The sequence below is a fragment of the Peribacillus sp. P4_B1 genome (assembly GCF_056402395.1).
In genome coordinates this window covers 25,336-45,664 of the sequence record NZ_JBFUHM010000034.1, presented here as the reverse complement: position 1 = coordinate 45,664, position 20,329 = coordinate 25,336, and the positions used below count along the sequence as shown (strand labels likewise).

General features: G+C 40.0%; 21 protein-coding genes and 1 pseudogene. 13 read left to right on the top strand and 9 right to left on the bottom strand.

Going from position 1 to position 20,329, the window contains the following annotated elements; all coding sequences use genetic code 11:
- The first annotated feature begins 962 nt into the window (after positions 1-962).
- The 8 genes from AC1DVK_RS18285 to AC1DVK_RS18250 all read left to right on the top strand — a co-directional run bounded on the left by AC1DVK_RS18285 (position 963) and on the right by AC1DVK_RS18250 (position 9,594).
- Complete coding sequence (locus AC1DVK_RS18285) at positions 963-1,523, top strand: GNAT family N-acetyltransferase (protein WP_477627078.1); 561 nt, start codon at positions 963-965, stop codon at positions 1,521-1,523.
- A gap of 171 nt (positions 1,524-1,694) precedes the next feature.
- A complete protein-coding gene (locus AC1DVK_RS18280) occupies positions 1,695-2,129 on the top strand; it encodes a DMT family transporter (protein WP_061463424.1) in 435 nt (144 codons plus the stop codon).
- Positions 2,130-2,830: 701 nt separating this feature from the next.
- Positions 2,831-4,465, top strand: coding sequence for a peptide ABC transporter substrate-binding protein (locus AC1DVK_RS18275; RefSeq protein ID WP_286141069.1), 1,635 nt, complete (start codon positions 2,831-2,833; stop codon positions 4,463-4,465).
- Between the two features lie 133 nt (positions 4,466-4,598).
- Entirely contained in the window at positions 4,599-5,528 is a 930-nt protein-coding gene (locus AC1DVK_RS18270) for an ABC transporter permease (protein WP_053346403.1), read from the top strand.
- Positions 5,528-6,457, top strand: a complete 930-nt coding sequence (locus AC1DVK_RS18265; protein ID WP_061463423.1) for an ABC transporter permease — start codon at positions 5,528-5,530, stop codon at positions 6,455-6,457. The genes AC1DVK_RS18270 and AC1DVK_RS18265 overlap by 1 nt, the downstream gene beginning before the upstream one ends.
- Before the next feature lie 49 nt (positions 6,458-6,506).
- Complete coding sequence (locus AC1DVK_RS18260; protein WP_061463422.1) at positions 6,507-7,520, top strand: ABC transporter ATP-binding protein; 1,014 nt, start codon at positions 6,507-6,509, stop codon at positions 7,518-7,520.
- Between the two features lie 13 nt (positions 7,521-7,533).
- The gene (locus AC1DVK_RS18255) at positions 7,534-8,526 is read left to right on the top strand and encodes an ABC transporter ATP-binding protein (RefSeq protein ID WP_061463421.1); all 993 of its coding nucleotides are present in this window, start codon (positions 7,534-7,536) and stop codon (positions 8,524-8,526) included.
- 213 nt (positions 8,527-8,739) lie between these two features.
- Entirely contained in the window at positions 8,740-9,594 is an 855-nt protein-coding gene (locus tag AC1DVK_RS18250) for a crotonase/enoyl-CoA hydratase family protein (RefSeq protein WP_477627077.1), read from the top strand.
- 211 nt (positions 9,595-9,805) lie between these two features.
- Here AC1DVK_RS18250 and AC1DVK_RS18245 read toward each other — a convergent pair whose 3' ends face one another.
- Both AC1DVK_RS18245 and AC1DVK_RS18240 read right to left on the bottom strand, forming a co-directional pair.
- Entirely contained in the window at positions 9,806-10,006 is a 201-nt protein-coding gene (locus AC1DVK_RS18245) for a cold-shock protein (RefSeq protein WP_029714163.1), read from the bottom strand.
- Positions 10,007-10,428: 422 nt separating this feature from the next.
- Entirely contained in the window at positions 10,429-10,536 is a 108-nt protein-coding gene (locus AC1DVK_RS18240) for an NAD(P)-dependent oxidoreductase (RefSeq protein WP_477627076.1), read from the bottom strand.
- 488 nt (positions 10,537-11,024) lie between these two features.
- Here AC1DVK_RS18240 and AC1DVK_RS18235 point away from each other — a divergent pair, with 488 nt between their 5' ends.
- From AC1DVK_RS18235 to AC1DVK_RS18215, 5 genes are all read left to right on the top strand, one after another.
- A complete protein-coding gene (locus AC1DVK_RS18235; protein ID WP_089364256.1) occupies positions 11,025-11,576 on the top strand; it encodes a GNAT family N-acetyltransferase in 552 nt (183 codons plus the stop codon).
- A 235-nt stretch (positions 11,577-11,811) separates the two neighbouring features.
- Positions 11,812-13,269, top strand: a complete 1,458-nt coding sequence (locus AC1DVK_RS18230; protein ID WP_289320275.1) for a CoA-acylating methylmalonate-semialdehyde dehydrogenase — start codon at positions 11,812-11,814, stop codon at positions 13,267-13,269.
- Positions 13,270-13,347: 78 nt separating this feature from the next.
- Positions 13,348-14,688, top strand: a complete 1,341-nt coding sequence (locus AC1DVK_RS18225; protein WP_289320276.1) for an aspartate aminotransferase family protein — start codon at positions 13,348-13,350, stop codon at positions 14,686-14,688.
- Between the two features lie 556 nt (positions 14,689-15,244).
- Entirely contained in the window at positions 15,245-15,859 is a 615-nt protein-coding gene (locus AC1DVK_RS18220; protein WP_089364254.1) for an NUDIX hydrolase, read from the top strand.
- A 93-nt stretch (positions 15,860-15,952) separates the two neighbouring features.
- Positions 15,953-16,750, top strand: coding sequence for an endonuclease I family protein (locus AC1DVK_RS18215; RefSeq protein ID WP_061463414.1), 798 nt, complete (start codon positions 15,953-15,955; stop codon positions 16,748-16,750).
- A 59-nt stretch (positions 16,751-16,809) separates the two neighbouring features.
- Here the strand turns inward: AC1DVK_RS18215 and AC1DVK_RS18210 are convergent, their stop codons facing one another.
- From AC1DVK_RS18210 to AC1DVK_RS18180, 7 genes and pseudogenes are all read right to left on the bottom strand, one after another.
- Positions 16,810-17,868 (bottom strand): lactonase family protein, encoded by a 1,059-nt coding sequence (locus AC1DVK_RS18210; protein WP_410863153.1) that lies wholly within the window; start codon positions 17,866-17,868, stop codon positions 16,810-16,812.
- Between the two features lie 102 nt (positions 17,869-17,970).
- Positions 17,971-18,558 (bottom strand): annotated as a pseudogene (locus AC1DVK_RS18205) (adenine deaminase C-terminal domain-containing protein).
- An 11-nt stretch (positions 18,559-18,569) separates the two neighbouring features.
- Positions 18,570-18,719, bottom strand: a complete 150-nt coding sequence (locus AC1DVK_RS18200; RefSeq protein WP_477627075.1) for a hypothetical protein — start codon at positions 18,717-18,719, stop codon at positions 18,570-18,572.
- Positions 18,720-18,742: 23 nt separating this feature from the next.
- Positions 18,743-19,126 (bottom strand): amidohydrolase family protein, encoded by a 384-nt coding sequence (locus AC1DVK_RS18195; RefSeq protein ID WP_477627074.1) that lies wholly within the window; start codon positions 19,124-19,126, stop codon positions 18,743-18,745.
- Positions 19,127-19,330 (bottom strand): hypothetical protein, encoded by a 204-nt coding sequence (locus tag AC1DVK_RS18190; RefSeq protein WP_477627073.1) that lies wholly within the window; start codon positions 19,328-19,330, stop codon positions 19,127-19,129.
- Entirely contained in the window at positions 19,327-19,593 is a 267-nt protein-coding gene (locus AC1DVK_RS18185; protein ID WP_477627072.1) for a hypothetical protein, read from the bottom strand. The genes AC1DVK_RS18190 and AC1DVK_RS18185 overlap by 4 nt, the downstream gene beginning before the upstream one ends.
- A 101-nt stretch (positions 19,594-19,694) precedes the next feature.
- Positions 19,695-20,162: a nucleoside deaminase gene (locus AC1DVK_RS18180; protein WP_289320283.1), complete on the bottom strand. Its 468-nt coding sequence runs from the start codon at positions 20,160-20,162 to the stop codon at positions 19,695-19,697.
- Positions 20,163-20,329 lie beyond the last annotated feature (167 nt).

Genomic DNA, 20,329 nt, shown 5'->3' with positions numbered 1-20,329 from the left:
CATGCATGATGAGGGTCCATATGACCTGAGAGTGTTTATAGTAAACCAAAATCATAGGGCCTTTTGGTAGACGGGAAGAATTATTTCATGTAAAAAAAGAATCATTTTTCGTTTGCGGGATATGTTTGTCAGGGTAAATAATATGGACATCAAAACGAAAAGCATTTAAATGGAGGTAATTATAATAATGTGGAAATGATAATAAATTGCCCTTAGGGTTGAGCTTTATGGATCTTAAGGCCGGGAGGGTATTGGGAAGGATAGATATTAAGTATATAGGGGATATTTTCCTGTGAAATATTATCCTGAAAAAGAGATTTGAGACAAGTTTTCGTTTTCAATCAAGAGCACTGTTTGAGAAGCCGAAATCTATCCTTATGTACATGCACATTGATTGAAAAGGCATTTTGAAAGGCATATGCGAATATTCAAAACGAAAATCAATGGAAAGACTTTAAAAGAGAAACAAACTCAGGCATTTACCACGGATATGATACTTGCACTGGCGATCATTTTTGCAAATGGGTGTGAAGCCCAGGGAGAAGTTAAGGATAAAATGCGTTATTTGCCATCGCAACAAATCAAAGGCTTGAGGATAGGATGATTTGGGAAACGGCACGGATTTATTTATTAGCGAGAAAAAATGATCACGGGATTAAATAAATGGCTTGAATGAATCGGGTCGTCATCTACGGCGGGCCCATGGTGGTATACGGACAACAGGAGTTCTATCCTGATCAGCCTAAATCTTTTTTCTTATTAGAGTATGCGGGAACCTGGACGGCCTTCAGTATCATTCTTTAACAAATTCATTCGGGTTTTAATTATAAAGGACGGTTATAAGGACGCGGCATTGTATGTTAAGGGAAGGAGTTTATCAAAAAGTATTGTTCTTTAAGACAGGTATCTCTTCTTCAGGAATAGAATTAAGTAGACAGTTGAATATACGGGGGGATTCTTCGATGGGGTTTAGGGAATTGGAAACAAAAAGGCTGCAGTTAATTGAAATAGGTCACCAGCATTCTGAGAGTCTATTTGACATTTTGTCTAAAGATGAAGTGACCAAATATGATGGGATAGAAAGTTTAACACAAGTTGAAGATGCCCGCCGTTTAATCGACTCGTTTAAAAGTGCTTATATAAACAAACGGGGGATACGGTGGGGAGTTGTTGTGAAAGATTCAGGTAAATTCATTGGTACCGTTGGCCTGAATCAATTGAGCCTTGCCAACAAACGAGCTGAAATCGGGTATGAAATCCATCCTGAATATTGGAGAAAACACTTTACGTCCGAGGCTGTCAACGAAGTATTGCGCTATTCATTTGGAGAATTGAAACTAAACAGAATGGCTGCATTAACTTTCAAGGATAATTTTGCATCCAGAAACCTCTTGAAGAAATTTGGTTTTAAAGAGGAAGGAAGTCTCAGAAGTTATATATTTCATCGTAAACAATCGCATGATGCCCTAGTATTTTCCTTGTTAAGCACAGAGTATAGTCAATTACCACAGCAAAGCGTTTAGGATTCATTTCAAAAAAGTTGATAGAAGATAGCAGCTGGCCAATAGTGCCAGTTTTTTAAGTTAAAGAATGTTTCTCCACTTGTAGGGAAAATATACGTATTCTTCATGTTAAAATTAGAAAGCGAAGTCAGTTAATCAGTCCGGGTGGACATAAAAAGGAGGATAATCATTGTGAAGATATTATTTCCGTTGCTTGCGGTCCTAGGTGGCATCACCATTGCCATACAAGGGCAAATCAATGGTGGATTAGGGAAAAAAGTGGGGGTTATTGAAGCTTCTTTCATTTCGTTTGGCATCGGGACACTCGCTTTATTATTTATTGTTTTGTTCGCGGGAAATGGAAACATTTCCGCCATCGCGTCTGTACCAAAATGGCAATTGATAGGCGGACTTCTAGGGGCCATTTATGTCATTGTTATAATAGTGGTTATCCCTCAGATTGGAGTGGCTCCTGCCTTGGTTGGGGTTATCGCAGGCCAGATACTGATTGGGGCCCTCATTGACCATTTTGGTTTATTCGGCGGGGTTCGCATCCCATTGGATGCGAAAAAGGTTGCAGGAATATGTTTGCTTTTCGTGTCATTATATTTATTTAATCATAAATGAGGAATGGTCATCATTAATCATTGGATTTACAGGGTGCATATAGGTGAGAGACTGATGAATAACTTTATTCCTACATAGTTATTATCCGTTATTTGGGATTTTCTTGAAAAGACCTCAATGGAAAAAGTATTATCCTACTAAAATATATTATTTGATCAGGAATCGGTTTGCTAGGAAAGTGGTCTTAGCAACCGGACTAACTGTAATTGTTAGAATATTTAGTGAAAAAAAGACAAGCGAAACTATATGAATACTGGTATAAAAGAGTTTGAAAAAACCACAAGATGTCGGTAGTCATTTTATATTAATTAGGTTTTCCATTCTTTTTACCTAATATCTAGATCGAATTGATTAGCAAATAATTACTATGTTGTGAAAAAGTACTCATTGGTTTATTGATTTTTCGGTTTATTCGTAATATACTTAAAATTCAACATCTTTAATTCGAGGTATAGTACCCTTAGCGAGGTTGGAAAGAGTGTGCTTTTTAACTAGTAAACTGCATTAATTGGTTTTTTTAGGAGATTCACAGATTTATGCAAACGGTTCGCTAGTTGTTTTCGGTGAATTCCTGCTATGAATGCTTCTAACTTTCCACGCTGATATTCAGAATGTACTATACCAACAATTAATAGGTGGTATAAGGATAATCCCTTAAATGGGAATATTCGAAGAAAGATTAAAGATAGGGGGAATATTTTTTGAAAAAGTCTAAATTTTCAGTGCTTGCTCTTCTTATGGCCATCATGCTTATACTTGCGGCATGCAACGGCGGTTCGAAGGAAACCTCGAATGAAAAAGAAGGTGGCTCGGGTGACTCCACCAAATCAAAAGTATTAAACGTAAACAACTCGAGTGAACCTGGTTCGCTTCACCCTGCCAATGCCCAAGGTACTCATGAATCATGGATCCTTGAACATACGTTTGAGGGGCTGACTAAGAAAACAGAAGAAGGTAAAATCGTCCCTGGTTCTGCAAAATCATGGGAAATCAGTGATGATGGACTAACATGGACATTCAAATTGAGAGATGGTTTGAAATGGTCAAATGGAGACCCGCTTACAGCTAATGATTTCGAATATGCTTGGAAATATGCCTTGAAACCAGAAACTGCTGCTGATTATGCTTACCAGCTTTATTATCTTAAAGGCGGAGAAGCCTACAACAGCAAGAAAGGCAAGGAAGAGGACGTAGGGGTTAAAGCTATAGACGATCTTACATTAGAGGTTACTTTGGAGCAGCCTACACCATATTTCCTTGACTTGACTTCCTTCTATACTTTCTATCCAATCGATAAAAAGGTACAGGAAGAAAATCCAAAATGGGCTTTGGATGCAAAGACACACGTTTCAAACGGGCCGTTCAAATTAACGGAATGGAAACATAAAGAAAGCCTGAAAATCGAAAAGAATGAAAATTACTACGATAAAGATAAAATCAAATTGGATGCAGTTAACTTTGCTCTAATTGAAGATGAAAATACAGCATGGCAAATGTATCAGAGTGGCGAATTGGACCTCGCTTATCCACTGCCAGTAGATATTCAAGGTCAAATGGTCAATTCTGATGATAAAGAATTCAAAATGGGCAAAGAACTTGCCGTTTACTATTACAACTTTAATACGAAAGTGAAACCTTTCAATAATGCTAAAGTAAGGAAAGCGCTTTCAATGGCTATCGAGCGTCAAAAAATCACCGAAAATGTTGCTCAAGGCGGACAAAAGCCTGCTTTCGGCGTAGTCCCTCCGGGTATTCCTGATGCATCTGGAGATTTCCAGGAAAATACAGGTAACCTATTTAAGGAAGATGTTACCGAAGCTAAGAAATTGTTAAAAGAAGGACTTGCTGAAGAAGGCATGAAAGAATTACCTGAGTTTTCAATTTTGTATAACACTTTAGATTCCCACAAGAAAATTGCTGAAGCGGTTCAAGAAATGTGGCGTGATAACCTGGGTGTTAAAGTAACACTTGAAAATGCGGAATTCCAAGTTAAGCTTGACCGTGAAAAAGCTGGCGACTTTGAAATTTCCCGTGCCGGATGGGTTGGTGACTATGTTGACCCGATGACCTTCATGCTTTGGGAAACAGATGGTGCCTATAATGATGCAGGTTGGTCCAACAAAGAATATGATAATTTATTAAAAGAGGCAAAATCTACAATGGATCCAAAAGAACGCATGGCTGCTTTACATAAAGCAGAGGAAGTTCTGATTGAAGATATGCCAATCCTTCCGGTGTACTTCTACACAAAACCATACATGGTTAAATCGAATGTTACTGGAGTTTATGCACCGATTAATGCTTATCCGAACTTTATTTACGCGGATAAAAAATAAGAGAAGGATAAAAGTGAAATGGGAGGTATGTCCGATTAAGGACATACCCCATTTTTCAATTGCGAATTTGAATATTTCATGAATTCATTTCCGTTTTCAACTCCTTAGAAAATCGATGATTGGGGTGATTACCATGTTGAGATATACATTAAACCGTTTTAAATGGGCGATTATTACTTTATGGGCGGTTATTACATTAACGTTCATCATAATGCATACGATTCCGGGAAATCCATTTGCTAAAGAAGGAGCAATGCCTCCTGCAGTTTATGAGAACCTTCAAGTCCACTATGGATTGGACAAGCCGTTGTTGACCCAGTATGGGAATTATTTATTGGAAGTCGTACAATTCGATTTTGGTCCATCATTGAAATCCTCATCCATTTCTGTGAATGATTACATTTTGAAAGGATTTCCAGTGTCGTTGCACTTAGGGGCACAAGCATTGGTGATTGCCATCTTTTTTGGGCTAATTTTGGGTGTAGTTGCTTCACTGAAAAGAAATAAATGGCCCGACTATTTATCAATGGTCATTGCCATCGTAGGGATCTCTGTTCCAAACTTTATCTTGGCGACTATTTTAATCAATTATTTCGCAATAAAATGGCATATATTCCCAGTTGCTACATGGGCGACATGGCAGCATACCATTTTACCATCCATTGCCCTGTCAATGATGCCTCTTGCTTTCATCGCCAGATTGATGCGGACAAGTATGCTTGAAGTAATGGGGCAGGATTACATTTTGACTGCAAAGGCCAAAGGATTAAAACGGAGCGGTGTCATAATCAAACATGCTATTCGGAATGCGTTATTGCCGATTATCACGATTCTAGGTATCCTGACGGCTAATATCGTTACAGGAAGCTTCATCATTGAACGTATTTTTGGTATTCCAGGCATGGGAGATATGTTCGTAAAGGGAATATCCAACCGAGACTACCCGGTCATTCTTGGTTCCACAATTGTGTATAGTGCAGTGCTTATCCTATTGATATTCATCGTTGATATAGCCTACACGTTGATTGATCCAAGAATTAAAGTGACGGGGGAGAAGAAATAATGGCAGATAAAGTGCATTTAACCGAAGATATGTTCCAACCCGCTGAAGGAAACTTTAAGGAAGCTGAAAAAATTGCCAGGCCTACAGTTTCATATTGGTCTGACGTCTGGCGTCGTTTTAGAGAAAATAAATTGGCAATGACGGGATTCGTACTTATTATCCTCTTGGTTTTACTGGCGATTTTTGGTCCATATATTAACGGGTATACTTATTATGGACAAGATTTCGAGAAAAAGAATCTTAGTCCAAATGCCGAGCATTGGTTTGGAACGGATTCTTCAGGAAGGGATTTATTCACGCGAGCTTGGTATGGTGCGAGGATATCGTTGTTCATTGGATTGATGGCTGCGCTGATTGACTTCTTGATTGGTGTCCTTTATGGCGGGATTTCAGCCATTCGTGGCGGACGCACAGATAATATCATGATGCGGTTTGCTGAAGTGATCTATGCAATCCCTTACCTATTGATGGTTATCTTAATGATGGTCGTATTAAAACCTGGTATTCTGCCGATCATCATTGCGATGTCGATTACAGGGTGGATTCCCATGGCACGACTAGTAAGGGGACAGGTTTTACAACTTAAAGAGAATGAATATATCCATGCAGCAACCATCTCTGGAGCCAATACGAGCTGGACTTTAAGAAAACACATGATTCCAAATACAATGGGACCGATCCTGGTCAATTTAACGTTGACTGTACCCACTGCGATTTTTGCCGAAGCTACACTAAGCTTTTTAGGTCTTGGAGTGCCAGCGCCTCAAGCAAGCTGGGGAACATTGACAAGTGATGCCCTGGGAAGCATTTTGGTAGGGAATTTCTATCAACTTTTAATCCCGGCAATATTGATTTCCTTAACCATGTTCGCGTTCAATGTGGCTGGTGACGGACTGCAGGATGCCCTGGATCCAAAACTTCGGAAATAATAGAGTCCTAACATAAAGATTTGATATTACTAGAATAGGAGGGACGATGATGGAGAACCTATTAGAAGTCAATGATTTACACATCACCTTCCATACTTATGCAGGAAAAGTGCAGGCGGTTCGCGGCGTGAACTTTGAAGTGAAAAAAGGGGAAGCCGTTGCCATTGTTGGAGAGTCCGGATGCGGTAAAAGTGTTACTGCGAAATCCATCATGAGATTATTGGAAACACCTCCAGCAGAGTATGGAAAAGGGTCTATAAACTTTGGCGGCAAAGATCTTATTAAAATGAGTGAAAAGGAAATGCAGAAGATTCGCGGAAATGAAATCAGCATGATTTTTCAGGATCCAATGACTTCGCTTAATCCAACGACAAAAATTGGCAGCCAAATCATGGAGGGTATTTTAAAGCATAATAAAAATATGTCCCGAAAAGATGCGTACGAACGGGCGTTGGAGACGCTTAAACTTGTAGGTATTCCTCAGCCGGAAAAAAGGATGCAACAATATCCACATGAGTTTTCAGGTGGTATGCGCCAAAGGGCAATGATAGCAATGGCTTTAGCCTGTGAACCGAAATTGCTAATTGCGGATGAACCTACAACGGCATTGGATGTAACGATACAAGCGCAAATTTTGGAACTGATGAAAGATATCCAACGTAGAATGGATACTTCCATCATATTAATCACTCATGATTTAGGTGTGGTTGCGGAAACTTGTGAACGGGTAGTCGTCATGTATGCAGGCAAGGTTGTGGAGACGGGAACGGTAGGAGCTATATTTTCAAACCCACAGCATCCATATACAAGAGGCCTGCTTAAAACGGTGCCAAGGCTGGATATGGAAAAAACGGCTCCGTTGGTTCCCATTATCGGATCACCACCGGATTTATTGGATCCGCCAAAAGGTTGCCCATTTTATCCAAGATGTGAATCCGCAATGAAAGTGTGCAAAGACCATGATCCGGAACTTGAAGTAGTGGAAGAGGGTCAGACAGCTGCATGCTGGCTGCACCACCCAATGGCAAAAGCAACACAGGTACAAGCACCGACTAATGTATAAAGGAGGAGAACCAATGGTTTCACTAAAAAATAAGTCAGTTAAAGAAAAGACAGTCAACGAAAATTCTCCTCTTGTTGAAATAAAGAATCTGAAGAAGTATTTTCCCGTTGGTTCTCAGACGCTGAAAGCGGTAGATGGTTTGGATCTCAAAATCTATCCGGGGGAAACTGTCGGTCTTGTTGGGGAAAGCGGTTGTGGTAAATCGACTGCAGGGCGTACAATCACAAGGCTATATGAACCGACAGATGGCGAAGTTCTTTTTCAGGGGAAAAATATTTTCGATTACAAACAGGGGGAAATGTCACAAATCCGCCGTGAAATACAAATGATTTTCCAAGATCCCTACGCATCCTTGAACCCAAGGATGAAGGTGGAGGAATTGATTGGGGAACCACTTGCCATACATGGGATATCAAAAGGTAAAGAGAGAAGAAAAAGGGTGGAAGACCTATTAAAGCTGGTTGGTTTAAGTCCGGAACATATCACTCGTTTTCCGCATGAATTCAGCGGTGGACAACGCCAGCGTATTGGAATTGCAAGGGCTTTGGCATTAAATCCTAAATTCATCGTTTGTGATGAACCGATTTCTGCCCTGGATGTTTCGATACAAGCTCAAGTGGTTAACTTATTAAAAGAGCTACAAAAAGAAATGGGCTTGACCTATTTATTCATCGCACATGATTTATCGATGGTCAAGTATATTTCAAATCGCATTTTAGTCATGTACCTTGGAAGGATGATGGAACTTTCGGATAGTGATTCTTTAACGAATGATCCGCTACATCCATACACGCAAGCCTTGCTTTCGGCAGTGCCGATTCCGGACCCCACTATTAAACGGGAAAGAATCGTACTTAAAGGCGATGTACCAAGTCCGATAAATCCGCCGAGCGGCTGTGTATTCCGGACTCGCTGCCCTAAAGCGATGGAGATATGCTCCAGTGCTGTACCTGAATGGAAAGAACAAAAACCGGGACATTTCGTAGCTTGTCATTTATATTGGTAAACAAAAAAACCAGTTGCGTTTGCGACTGGTCCTTTTTTACATATTTATTTAAAATATTTTTAGATATAAGCGATTATCTTGAAGAATAAATTATTTTATAGTATGTCAAAATAAATAACTAGGAATCTGAAAATAAAACATATAAAATGTAATTATATGTAAAAATAAATAATTGTTTCTTGTACCAATTTGTAAGAGAAGGAGGGATTGATATTGTATTCCACGATAACTAGTGAAATCGTCAATCGTGTCATGATAATTACGCTTAATCGTCCTGAAAGAATGAATGCTTTCAATGAAAAGATGTGTGAGGAGATGATTCTTGCTTTAGATGAAGCGGATGAAAGTGATGACGTACGAGCCGTTATTTTAACTGGCGCTGGGGATGCTTACTGTGCTGGAATGGATTTGGAGAAAGGTGCAGAAACCTTTATGGATCACACCCCTTTGGTTGAATACCGTGATGCAGGGGGGGTGTTGTCATTACGGATTTTTGAGATGAAGAAACCCATGATAGCAGCCATTAATGGAGCGGCAGTTGGGATTGGGATAACAATGACTTTGCCTATGGACATTAGAATCGCTTCAACAGATGCAAAAATGGGTTTTGTATTTGCCAGGAGAGGGATAACGATGGAAGCATGCAGCGGTTGGTTCTTACCTAGGCTTGTCGGAATGGGCAAAGCTTCCGAATGGATTTTTACCGGCAGAATGATTTCTGCCAGTGAAGCATATGAGGGAAGATTGGTAAACAAGATCGTTGAGCCGGAAGAATTGATGTCTGCGGCAATGGAAATTGCAGCAGACATTGCGGAAAATACATCTTCCGTCTCAGTGACGTTATCCCGCCAGTTAATGTGGACCATGCTCGGTGCAAACCATCCTGTTGAATCGCATAAAATAGAATCGAAAATGATTCATTGGACCGGAAAACAAGCGGATGCACAAGAAGGAATCGAAGCCTTCCTTGAAAAAAGGAAAGCTGATTTCAAAATGAAAAGCAGCTCCGATATGCCCCCGTTTTATCCTTGGGGAACGGATCGAACATATGAAGTGGATAAGAAATGAATGGTAGGGTAAAAGCCTAGGGAAGTGCGTGATAATTTTTACTTTTCGGATAAATTAGGGTTTCGTTTCTTAGTGTGTTATACTGTGTTTACCATTTACTAAACTTGTTTCATGTTCCCCTATTCCCTGTGAATAGGGGTTTTTTAATTATTGCAATTCAATAAAAAAAACAGACTCTACAAGTAGAGTCCGTTATATAGTGTATTTAAAATTATGCTTTTTGAACGTTAGTAGCTTGGGGTCCACGTTGACCTTGCTCWACTTCAAAAGTAACTTCTTGACCTTCGTCTAATGATTTGAATCCTTCGCTTTGGATAGCTGAGAAATGTACGAATACATCGTCTCCGTTTTCGCGTTCGATGAAGCCAAATCCTTTTTCTGCGTTAAACCATTTTACTTTACCTTGTTCCATTGTTGTTGCCTCCTAGTGTGAATCCACACATTGTGTTACTACCCTTGCTCAATCATTAGACGAAAAGTGTTTCACTTATCAATCTTCCCGAACAAAAATAATTCTTATTAAATATAACAGATATTGTCGGAATCTGCAAGTAAACAAAGCAAGATTATTTATAATGCTAGATGTTAAAAAATTATTAATGCCCTTTTTTGTAATCAAGTAAATTTGTTGGAGGATTTTTTACCATTAAGATCGTTCATTAAATTCGGCATGAAAATCCTGAATAAGCCGTTCTCGTAAAATTCCGTATTTCCGGATGTGTGCGGGTAATGTACCGCCAATATAATCGGACTTAGGAAGAAGGGATTCAATTGTTTTGTGTGAACATCCCATCGACAATTTCTGATTTACCGGAATGGGCATTCATAATTCGGTCAAGGGAAAGACTTGGCAATTTTAGCGGTTTCTTTTTTGATTTTCCCAACACCGATGATTCCGATGGTCTTTTCATGAATTTCCTGCTTATATTTGCGTGATGCCAAGCCTTTTCCAGCTTTTGCTTAGTACATATATTTTTCTTGTTAAAGCAAGCCTTAACAAGAAAAATGGGTTCTAAATGGGGATGGTATGGACGCCATTTGCAGTTGTAATCTGCACATTCTTTTTTTCTAAGTTTTCCAGGGGTCAAGCATTCACTCCGGCACTCCATGTCTGGAACCTTTTTATTTCGTTTGTGTCAATTGATTCAGACATTTCCTTTTTCCAGCCTGCGATCACTTCCGAATCGGTTATATGATCCTTCCAAATTTCCGGAGATCTTCAGGAAATCACAATCCACTCGGGTACCAATTCTTTAACTCYCTGTAATAAAGGTCCATACAAGCCTGGCTTATTATGAGTTTTCTTGGCATGATTCTCCCCCTGCCTATTTTTCCGAATTATACATAAGTTCAATGATATTTCAATTGGGAACAGTGATTGCTTTCCAATCTTGCTATAATACAAATAATTAATGGAATGGGGTGTAATCATGAATGTGAAAGACATATATGGACAGCTGCCTACCATAGAATCAAAACGTTTAGTTATGAGGAAAGTCACCATGAATGATGCAGAAGACATGTTCGCTTATGCATCCAATAGTGATGTATCCCGCTTCGTCACATGGGAAGCCCATCGTTCCCTATGTGATACAAGGGATTTTATCCGATTTGCCTTACAGAATTATGAGGATAAGAAAATCGCTCCATGGGGAATACAATACAAGGAAAGCGGTAAGCTGATTGGCACTATTGACTTTGTTTCATGGCAGGTTGATCATCATAGAGCTGAAATTGGATATGTGCTGGCACCAGAATATTGGGGGAATGGCTTGGTGACGGAGGCAGCCAAAAAGATAATCGAATTTGGCTTCGATAATATGAACCTTGTCCGAATACAAGCGCGCTGCTTTGTAGGAAATTTGGCTTCGGAGCGAGTCATGCAAAAGGCTGGAATGTCTTTTGAGGGAATCATAAGGAAAGGGATGTTTGTTAAAGGAAAGCATGAGGACCTAAAGTTATACTCGATTATTAAAGGTTGATTTGAAAGCCTGCTGATTCAAGGGAAAGAAATATTCTAAAAGGTTAAAAGCGGATTTTACCATGAGTATTGAGTGGGGAAATTTCTTTTCATGATTATTATGAATATAGGAAAATCGAAATCAAACAATTTGTGCAAATATTGAATCAAAAACTATACAAAACGTCTAATGTAAAAAGCCCGTTTGAAAAATATAATAAAACTATGAAATCGTGTTGAAATGGAGGGTTTCTTTAATGACTGTTATCAATGATGTAGAAACGTTGAAAAATTATATCGGTGGCAAGTGGGTGAATTCCACAACATCGAAACATGAGGAAGTGCCTAATCCGGCAACAGGAGAAGCTTTGGCAATCGTACCCCTTTCCACAAAGGAAGATGTCGACCAGGCGGTGCAGGTTGCTAAAAAGGCGTATAAAGAATGGAAAAAGGTGGCCGTGCCAAAAAGAGCGCGCTTCTTATTCCGTTACCAGCAATTATTGATAGAACACTGGGATGAACTTGCAAAGCTGGTCACGATAGAAAATGGAAAAAGCTATACAGAAGCATATGGTGAGGTTCAACGTGGAATTGAATGCGTTGAATTCGCTGCAGGTGCGCCTACCTTGATGATGGGCAGTCAGCTTCCTGATATATCCCCTGGAATTGAATCTGGCATGTATCGTTATCCAATGGGTGTCGTTGCCGGGATTACGCCATTTAATTTCCCAATGATGGTTCCCTGTTGGATGTTCCCGCTTGCAATAGCCTGTGGAAATACGTTTATCTTAAAACCTTCAGAACGGACTCCGCTTTTAGCCAACCGCCTTGTAGAATTACTGACGGAAGCCGGCGTTCCGAATGGTGTTGTCAATATTGTCCATGGTGCCCACGATGTCGTGAATGGAATTTTGGAGCATGAAGACATTAAAGCGATATCATTTGTCGGATCCCAACCTGTAGCAGAGTATGTATATAAAACGGCAGCTGCCAATAAAAAACGTGTCCAGGCTTTATCAGGAGCGAAAAATCATTCAATCGTCATGCCTGATGCGGATTTGGATAATGCCGTAACGAACATAACGAATGCCGCCTTCGGGTCAGCAGGCGAGCGTTGCATGGCCGCGTCGGTGGTTGTTGCGGTAGGCGAAGTGGGAGATTTGCTTGTTGAGAGATTAAAGGCTGCAGCGGATGACATCAAGATTGGCAATGGAATGGATAAGGACGTTTTCTTGGGCCCTGTGATCCGTGATACTCATAAAAAGAGAACAGAACAATATATTGAAATCGGGGAAAAAGAAGGAGCGGTTCTCCTTCGTGATGGCAGAAAAGAAGGCGATCAGGAAAATGGCTATTATGTTGGGCCGACATTATTTGACCATGTAAAAACAAACATGAAAATATGGAAGGATGAAATTTTTGCCCCTGTTTTATCCATAGTAAGGGTTAATACGCTTGAAGAAGCAATCGATTTGACCAATAAATCCGAATTTGCCAATGGTGCCTGCCTCTATACGGATAGTGCAAAAGCCATCCGGGAATTTCGTGAAGAAATTGATGCAGGGATGCTTGGTATTAACCTTGGTGTACCCGCGCCTATGGCATTCTTTCCTTTTTCCGGCTATAAAAGTTCATTTTATGGAGACCTTCATGCCAATGGAAAGGACGGCGTGGAATTTTACACTAGAAAGAAAATGTTAACGGCAAGATATTGATAGGAAAAAGGGGTCGACGCTATTTGTGGTCGACCTTCCTTTATAGCTTTATACATTATTATAGGAGGAGTGTGGCATATGCCCGTTAAAAAACAGGGTCATGATCTTAAAACGATGGATGGCAAATATGTCTGGCATCATATGAAAGGGGCTGAACCCAACCCTGGGACAATGGTAGTCCAAAAAGGGCAAGGAGCATGGATTACGGATGTTGATGGGAATCGTTTCCTGGATGGGATGTCAGGCTTATGGTGTGTCAACGTAGGATATGGTCGTACGGAGCTGGCCGAGGCAGCTTACGAGCAGTTGAAAGAGCTTCCTTATGCCCCTTTAACGAACAGCCACATCCCGGCTATTAAGCTAGCAGAGAAGTTAAATGAATGGCTGGGTGGGGATTATGTGATTTTCTTCTCTAACAGCGGTTCAGAAGCAAATGAGACAGCTTTTAAAATTGCTCGACAGTATCATCAGCAAAAAGGTGAACATGGACGTTATAAATTCATTTCCCGTTATCGAGGTTATCATGGCAATTCAATGGGGGCACTGGCAGCTACCGGGCAAGCACAACGAAAGTTTAAATATGAACCACTCGCCCCAGGTTTTCTTCATGTATCACCGCCGGATTCATACCGAAACCCAGAGGATGAAAGCGGTGAAAAAAGTGCGGCTGAAATTGACCGTACCATTACATGGGAATTGGGCGAAACGGTGGCCGCGGTAATCATGGAACCAATCATCACCGGAGGCGGAATCCTGATGCCACCTGATGGATATATGAAGCGGGTAAAAGAAATTTGTGAGAAAAATGGTGTCCTGCTCATTTCGGATGAGGTCATTTGCGGGTTTGGCCGTACTGGAAAGAAATTCGGATTTATGAATTATGATGTAAAACCGGACATCGTAACAATGGCTAAAGGAATCACAAGCGCTTACCTGCCATTATCCGCTACAGCCGTCAAACGTGAAATTTATGAAGCGTACATTGGTTCAGATGAATATGACCGCTTTCGACATGTAAATACATTTGGTGGCAATCCAGCTTCCTGTGCCCTTGCTTTAAAAAATATTGAAATATATGAAAATGAAAAACTAATAGAACGGTCTGAAGAGTTAGGGCTTCGCTTTCTGCAAGAGTTTGAAGAAATCAAATCTCATCCTAATGTTGGGGATGTACGCGGGAAAGGTTTGTTGGTAGGGATTGAACTAGTGGAAGATAAACAGACAAAACGACCGATCGATCTTTCCAAAATCAATAAAGTGATTGCGTCATGCAAAGAAAAGGGGCTGATTATAGGTAAAAATGGTGATACAGTTGCAGGCTTCAATAATGTCCTGACTCTCGCTCCCCCACTAAGTATCACTGAAGAGGATTTCTTATTCATCGTAATGACTGTAAAGCGAACACTAACAGAACTATAAATAAAAAAACTTCAGAAATAGAATAGGTAGCCTTGAAATACGTTTCCTGAAAATTCGGTATATAAATAGAGTTCAATATGTACTTGTTGATTTTCCCTATTTTAACATTCGGTTTTTTTCGGAAATATTTCCTTTTAATTGAGGAAGCTGCGTTTAGTTTTAGCACCGTTCAGAACCTTTGAACGGTGCTTTTATATATGGTCAAAGGACCGGGTATAACGCGTAAAAAAACGCTAAAAGGCTGTGGTTTGTCCATACATAAATTAGCTTATCCCATAGGTTAAATAGAAAATAAATTTCCCTTTCGTGTCTAAAAGTTAGATTTGGAGTAATGGATAAGATTTAATTCCTCTATCACTTAGATTTTTAAAAGGCCTATATTTATTTAAAATACAAGGATAGAAAGAATAAGAGATCTATGACGAATTAAAGGGGGAATTTTTGGAATCGTTTTCCTTGCTTAGTTATAGCGGATGTTTGAAAATGGAATGATAATGATTGGTTGAAAAATACCGATTTCATATTGTCAATATTAACTTCAGAAGAGGTGTGGTACATGAAGAATGAAGATATAACAAAAAAACTCACATTACATACCCCTGAAATTTTAGGTAGTGAGAATTTTTCAAAGTATGCTGTATTGGTTCCGCTTATAGAAAAAGAAGATGGAATCCATGTTCTTTTTGAAGAGCGTTCACACACACTTAGGAGGCAGCCAGGGGATATCTGTTTTCCAGGCGGGAAAATAGACAAGTCGGACCATGATGAACAATCGGCTGCCCTTAGGGAAACATATGAGGAACTTGGTTTGAAAAAAGAAGATATTTATAATGTCTTTCCAATTGATTATTTGGTATCCCCTTTTGGGATGATTGTATATCCTTATGCAGGATTTGTTCGTAACCATCAACGGATAATCCCTAATCCAGCTGAGGTAGAAACCATTTTTAGTGTACCGCTTTCCTTTTTCATGGAAAAACCGCCAGAGATATATCATGTGAAATATAAAATAGAACCACATGAAAACTTCCCCCAAGATTTAATTGTTGGCGGGGAGAATTATAAATGGCAGCCAAAACAAATGGAAGAATATTTTTACTTATATAACGATCGAGTAATCTGGGGAATGACAGCGAAAATCCTTACCCATTTTATAGAAATTCTTCGTTAGACACTTCTAAAGCACCTTTTTTTCTCAAAGGATTTCTATTAAACTTAAATTATGGTAAAAGTTAGGTTTTAATAGAATCGGGGGGATGAGTGGATGAAGAATAGTTTTGAAATACTTGAAAAAGAACGGGAAATGGCAATGGCTGCGCATGTGAACTTCAATGAAAACCGCGAATACTACGATGAAACGAAAGATCAGGAACTTAAGCGAGAATACTATCAAGATGGTTCCTTGGACCGAGAAGGATTGAAGAAACTACTAGTAGCAACCCATAAAAACCAGCTGAACTACTCACCACATCGTCATGTTTACCCTTGGGTTGACTTACAGGAAAATGGCAAGCTGAAAAGCCTGTATTCCGGTAAAGGAATGGATCCTATAGAAGTCATTGAGGAAGATATCCGTATACTAGAAGAGTTGTCAAAAGGGATTGAATCAACGAAGATGGAGAACATGCTCGTTAATTGTGAACATGTCGTACCTCAATCATGGTTCAATAAAAAAGAACCGATGAGGGGGGATTTGCACCATCTGTTCGCCTGCGAACCAACTTGTAACAGTAGCCGGGGTAACTATCCATACCATGATTTTGAGGATTATATCCCAGAAGCATCGGCTGCCGGAATAAAAGCGGGTTGCGGGAAATCAGACGAAGGTAAATTCGAACCTGAATACGGCAAAGGCATTGTAGCGAGGGCTACCATGTATTTTTTACTCAGGTATGAGGGTATCATCGATAACGGCAATATTGACCTGGCACTGCTTATGGAATGGCACCGGCTCTTTCCAGTCAGCACTTATGAAAAACATAGAAACCAGGCTATACATGAGATTCAGGGTAATCGAAACCCATTTATAGATTTCCCCGAAATGGCGGAGAAATGGAATTAAATTATAAAAAAAGGATTGAAGCTGTGGTAAAAGCTTCAATCCTTTTTTAATGAGAGATTTTAAAGGAATTTCACACAAACGGGAAAGGGAACTTGAACATCTTTTTGCAATAATGTTAATTTTCCGTCCTGTTCATTCCGTGCATATAGTGTCAGGTTTCCTGATTGTTCATTAGAAGCGATCAGGAATTTTCCGCTAGGGTCCAATGAAAAATCTCGTGGCCAATGCCCTTCGGAATTGACCAGTTCCACGAATGCCAATTTGCCTGTTTCTTGATTGATTTGGTAAACGGCTATACTATCATGTCCGCGGTTTGCGGCATATACGAATTTACCGTCATCAGAAATATGAATGGCGCTGCCCTGGCTGTTTTCCTTGAAATCTTCGGGAATGGTCCGGACCGTTTGTAATTCAGAAAAACTCCCGGTTAGACTGTCGAAACTTAAAACAATGACTTCTGGTACAAGCTCAGACATGACATACGCAAATTTTCCGTTTGGGTGGAAGGTCAAATGCCGTGGTCCGCTGCCTGGTGCAACGGATAAACTGTTTACTTCTTCCATAATCCCATTATGTATTTTATAAGTTATCACTTTATCTATTCCTAGATCGACTACAGCAATGAATCTTTCGTCCGGTGTGAAACCAGCGAAGTGAGTGTGTGCTTTTTCCTGACGTTCTTCATTAGGTCCGTGACCCTCATGTCGAACAGTGGATGATAAAGGTAAAGGGACCGCGTCGTTCTGAAGCGGATATGATTCAATCACGCCTTCTCCATAACTGGAAGTGACCAAAACCTGTTTCTTGCTGTCGACACTTATATGGCAGGAAGAACCATTTGGTGTCAGTTGTTTGCCCAAGTAGGTAAGCTCACCAGATTCTTCACTTATCGAATAGGCTGAAACTCCACCACTGCCCGCTTCTTTTAAAATGGCGTAGAGATTCTTCTTGTCCTGGCTTATGGCGAGATAAGTCGGATCGGTTAATTCTGCTGCAAGAACCGGTGTACTGAGTTTTCCTTCTGCTGTATCTAAAGTAAAGCGGTAAATGCCTTTGCTGTTTCCTTTTGTGTAAGTGCCAATGTATCCAATTATGGTTTGTTGATCATGTTTTGCCATATTTATCTCCTCCAAGAAAGATTTGTGTTTATTTTTATTTTAACATAGATGATACGCATTATATCCTTTTCCCGGTTTAAGTCGAGTTGGAACCTGATTCATTTAGAAATTACTGGGGCGAGAAGAAAAGAAACGACAAGGGGGTAAAATTTTATCGACTGGCTTTGAGACTTCGATAGGAATATGCCTAAACGCAGAAACGGAAAATAAGCCCTGATCAGTCAGTTTAATTTCCGGGATGACAGGTAACGCCAAGAACGCAAGTGTAAGGAAAGGGTTGAAATGCCTGTTTGCACCGAGTTTCAATGGGGCACCATCGATTCGTTCAATGAATGAACGACATCATATAAGTTCATTTACTCAAAATCCAGAAATTGGGGGTGGGAGGGAGGCTAGTATTTTCTCTTTATGAATTACCGCCAATCCACCCTGGGTCTTTTTGATTTCCTATGCGGCCATTAGCATATCTTGGTCATTCGTGCCGGCAATGATTAAATTATGTGAATTATGGGCTACTGTCATGGCAATTGCGCCTGATTTCAATCCGAGCCCTTTTATGATCCCAAGACCTAATTGGTTGGTCAAATGATGCCGTTCAATTACAGCCAGTTTTATATGATCAACTTGTTCAGGGAACTGGAATAGACCATGATTAACCCTAACCGGTTCAATCGAATGCTTTGTAATCAAACTGTTTGTAGTTATTCAATATTAATAGAAGGAAGCTTATTTTTAAAAGGTATCGTCAAATCATCTTCCGTTATTTCATGAAATTGAACGGAGTGCTTCAACTCGTCGTCAATAGCCTGTTCCTTTTCAGCTGGAAAGTTAAGTAAACGATTAGTTTGCACCATAAGCCTCCCTCTTTAAAGACCTAGTGGATGATGACTGAATCAAGATCATCTAATAGAAGGAAGTCTGCCTTGAATCCAGGCGCTATGACACCATATTCCGTTAAACCAAAGCATTCTGCTGCATTTATGGTCGCCATTTGAATGGCGGTAATAGGCTGGACACCTGTTTCTAAGGATAGTCGAACATTGTGATCGATACTCCCCTCAGATAGAATATCATCCAGGTGCCGATCATCGGTGACGAATAAACAACGGCGGGATTTCTTCTCATTAATAGCTGGAACCAGGTTTATTAAGTCTTTGGCAACGGTGCCTTCCCTGATCATAAAGATACATTCCCTTTCGCAGTCATTCTTTTGCCTCCTCCGATGCAGTGCATTCATGATCCGTTTTAATGCCGGCACTCATATAAACATCGAGCTGTTGTTCGGATAATCCAGCTGCGTGGCCATCACTTCGGCTAAACCAATCACTTTTTTGTTTTGGTAAAATGAAATTAAATCTTCACTTCTTAAGGCAGCACGAAAATGTTCAAACGCCGTCGTAGGTACACAATATGGCATCATGAAGTAGAAGTCAAAAGGAAGATGCTCGGATTGTTCAATCATAAATTGAATGCCTTTTTACCAGAAACATTGGCTATTTCAAGGGGTTCTGTAACGATGCAGGTAACACCACGAAAAAGGAGAATGTTTGAGAGTTCAGAATGCCTGACCATCGGAAATTCAATATGGACATGGCCATGGCCATCAATGAATGTAGGGGAGACGAAACTTCCGGCAGCATCGATTTCTGAAATACGCTCATAACTCCCTATACAGGCGAAAAAACCATCGACGATAGCTATGTCGCCTGTATAGGGCATCACCATTTAATACAACTATTATCTGACCGTTTTTAATGACGCAATCTGCAGGCGTTTTCCCTGCGGCGACATCTATTCTGTAACCCCTTTGGCAAAAATATAACCGATTAATATTTCACTTTTTCAATATAGGTCTCCCATGTTCGGAATGGTAAATCGTGGTTATTAAAAGACATTTGTTCCATTTTAATTATGCGCTTTTCCATTGGCAGGCCAAGTTCCTGATAGATAAAGTGATCATCAAAGCCGATGTGTGCAGCGTCTTCCTTCGTACATGCGTAATAAATGGCTTTTGGACGTGCCCAATAAATGGCACCAATGCACATTGGGCAAGGTTCACAGCTAGTGTATATTTCACAATCTGTAAGCTGAAAGCTGTTGAGGTGCCTGCATGCATCACGAATCGCCTGTACTTCGGCGTGAGCTGTTGGATCGTTGGCTGTTGTGACATTATTACATCCTCTTCCTACAACTGTGCCATCTTTTACAATTATTGCACCAAAAGGTCCTCCGTTCTTTGCCAATACATTTTCATATGCAAGTCGAACAGCCATCTCCATGAATTTTACATCCATTAAAAAACACCCCTTCATATTTAATAAGCCAAAAGCTTACTGTTACTTTTTAACGTGAATACTATAAAAATATACCATTTGAAGACGAAAACTGAAGGGAATTTTCCGAAAAAAAGGAAATTAATTACTTAACGAGAATAATCAGGAGCGGTATGAAAGAATTTTTT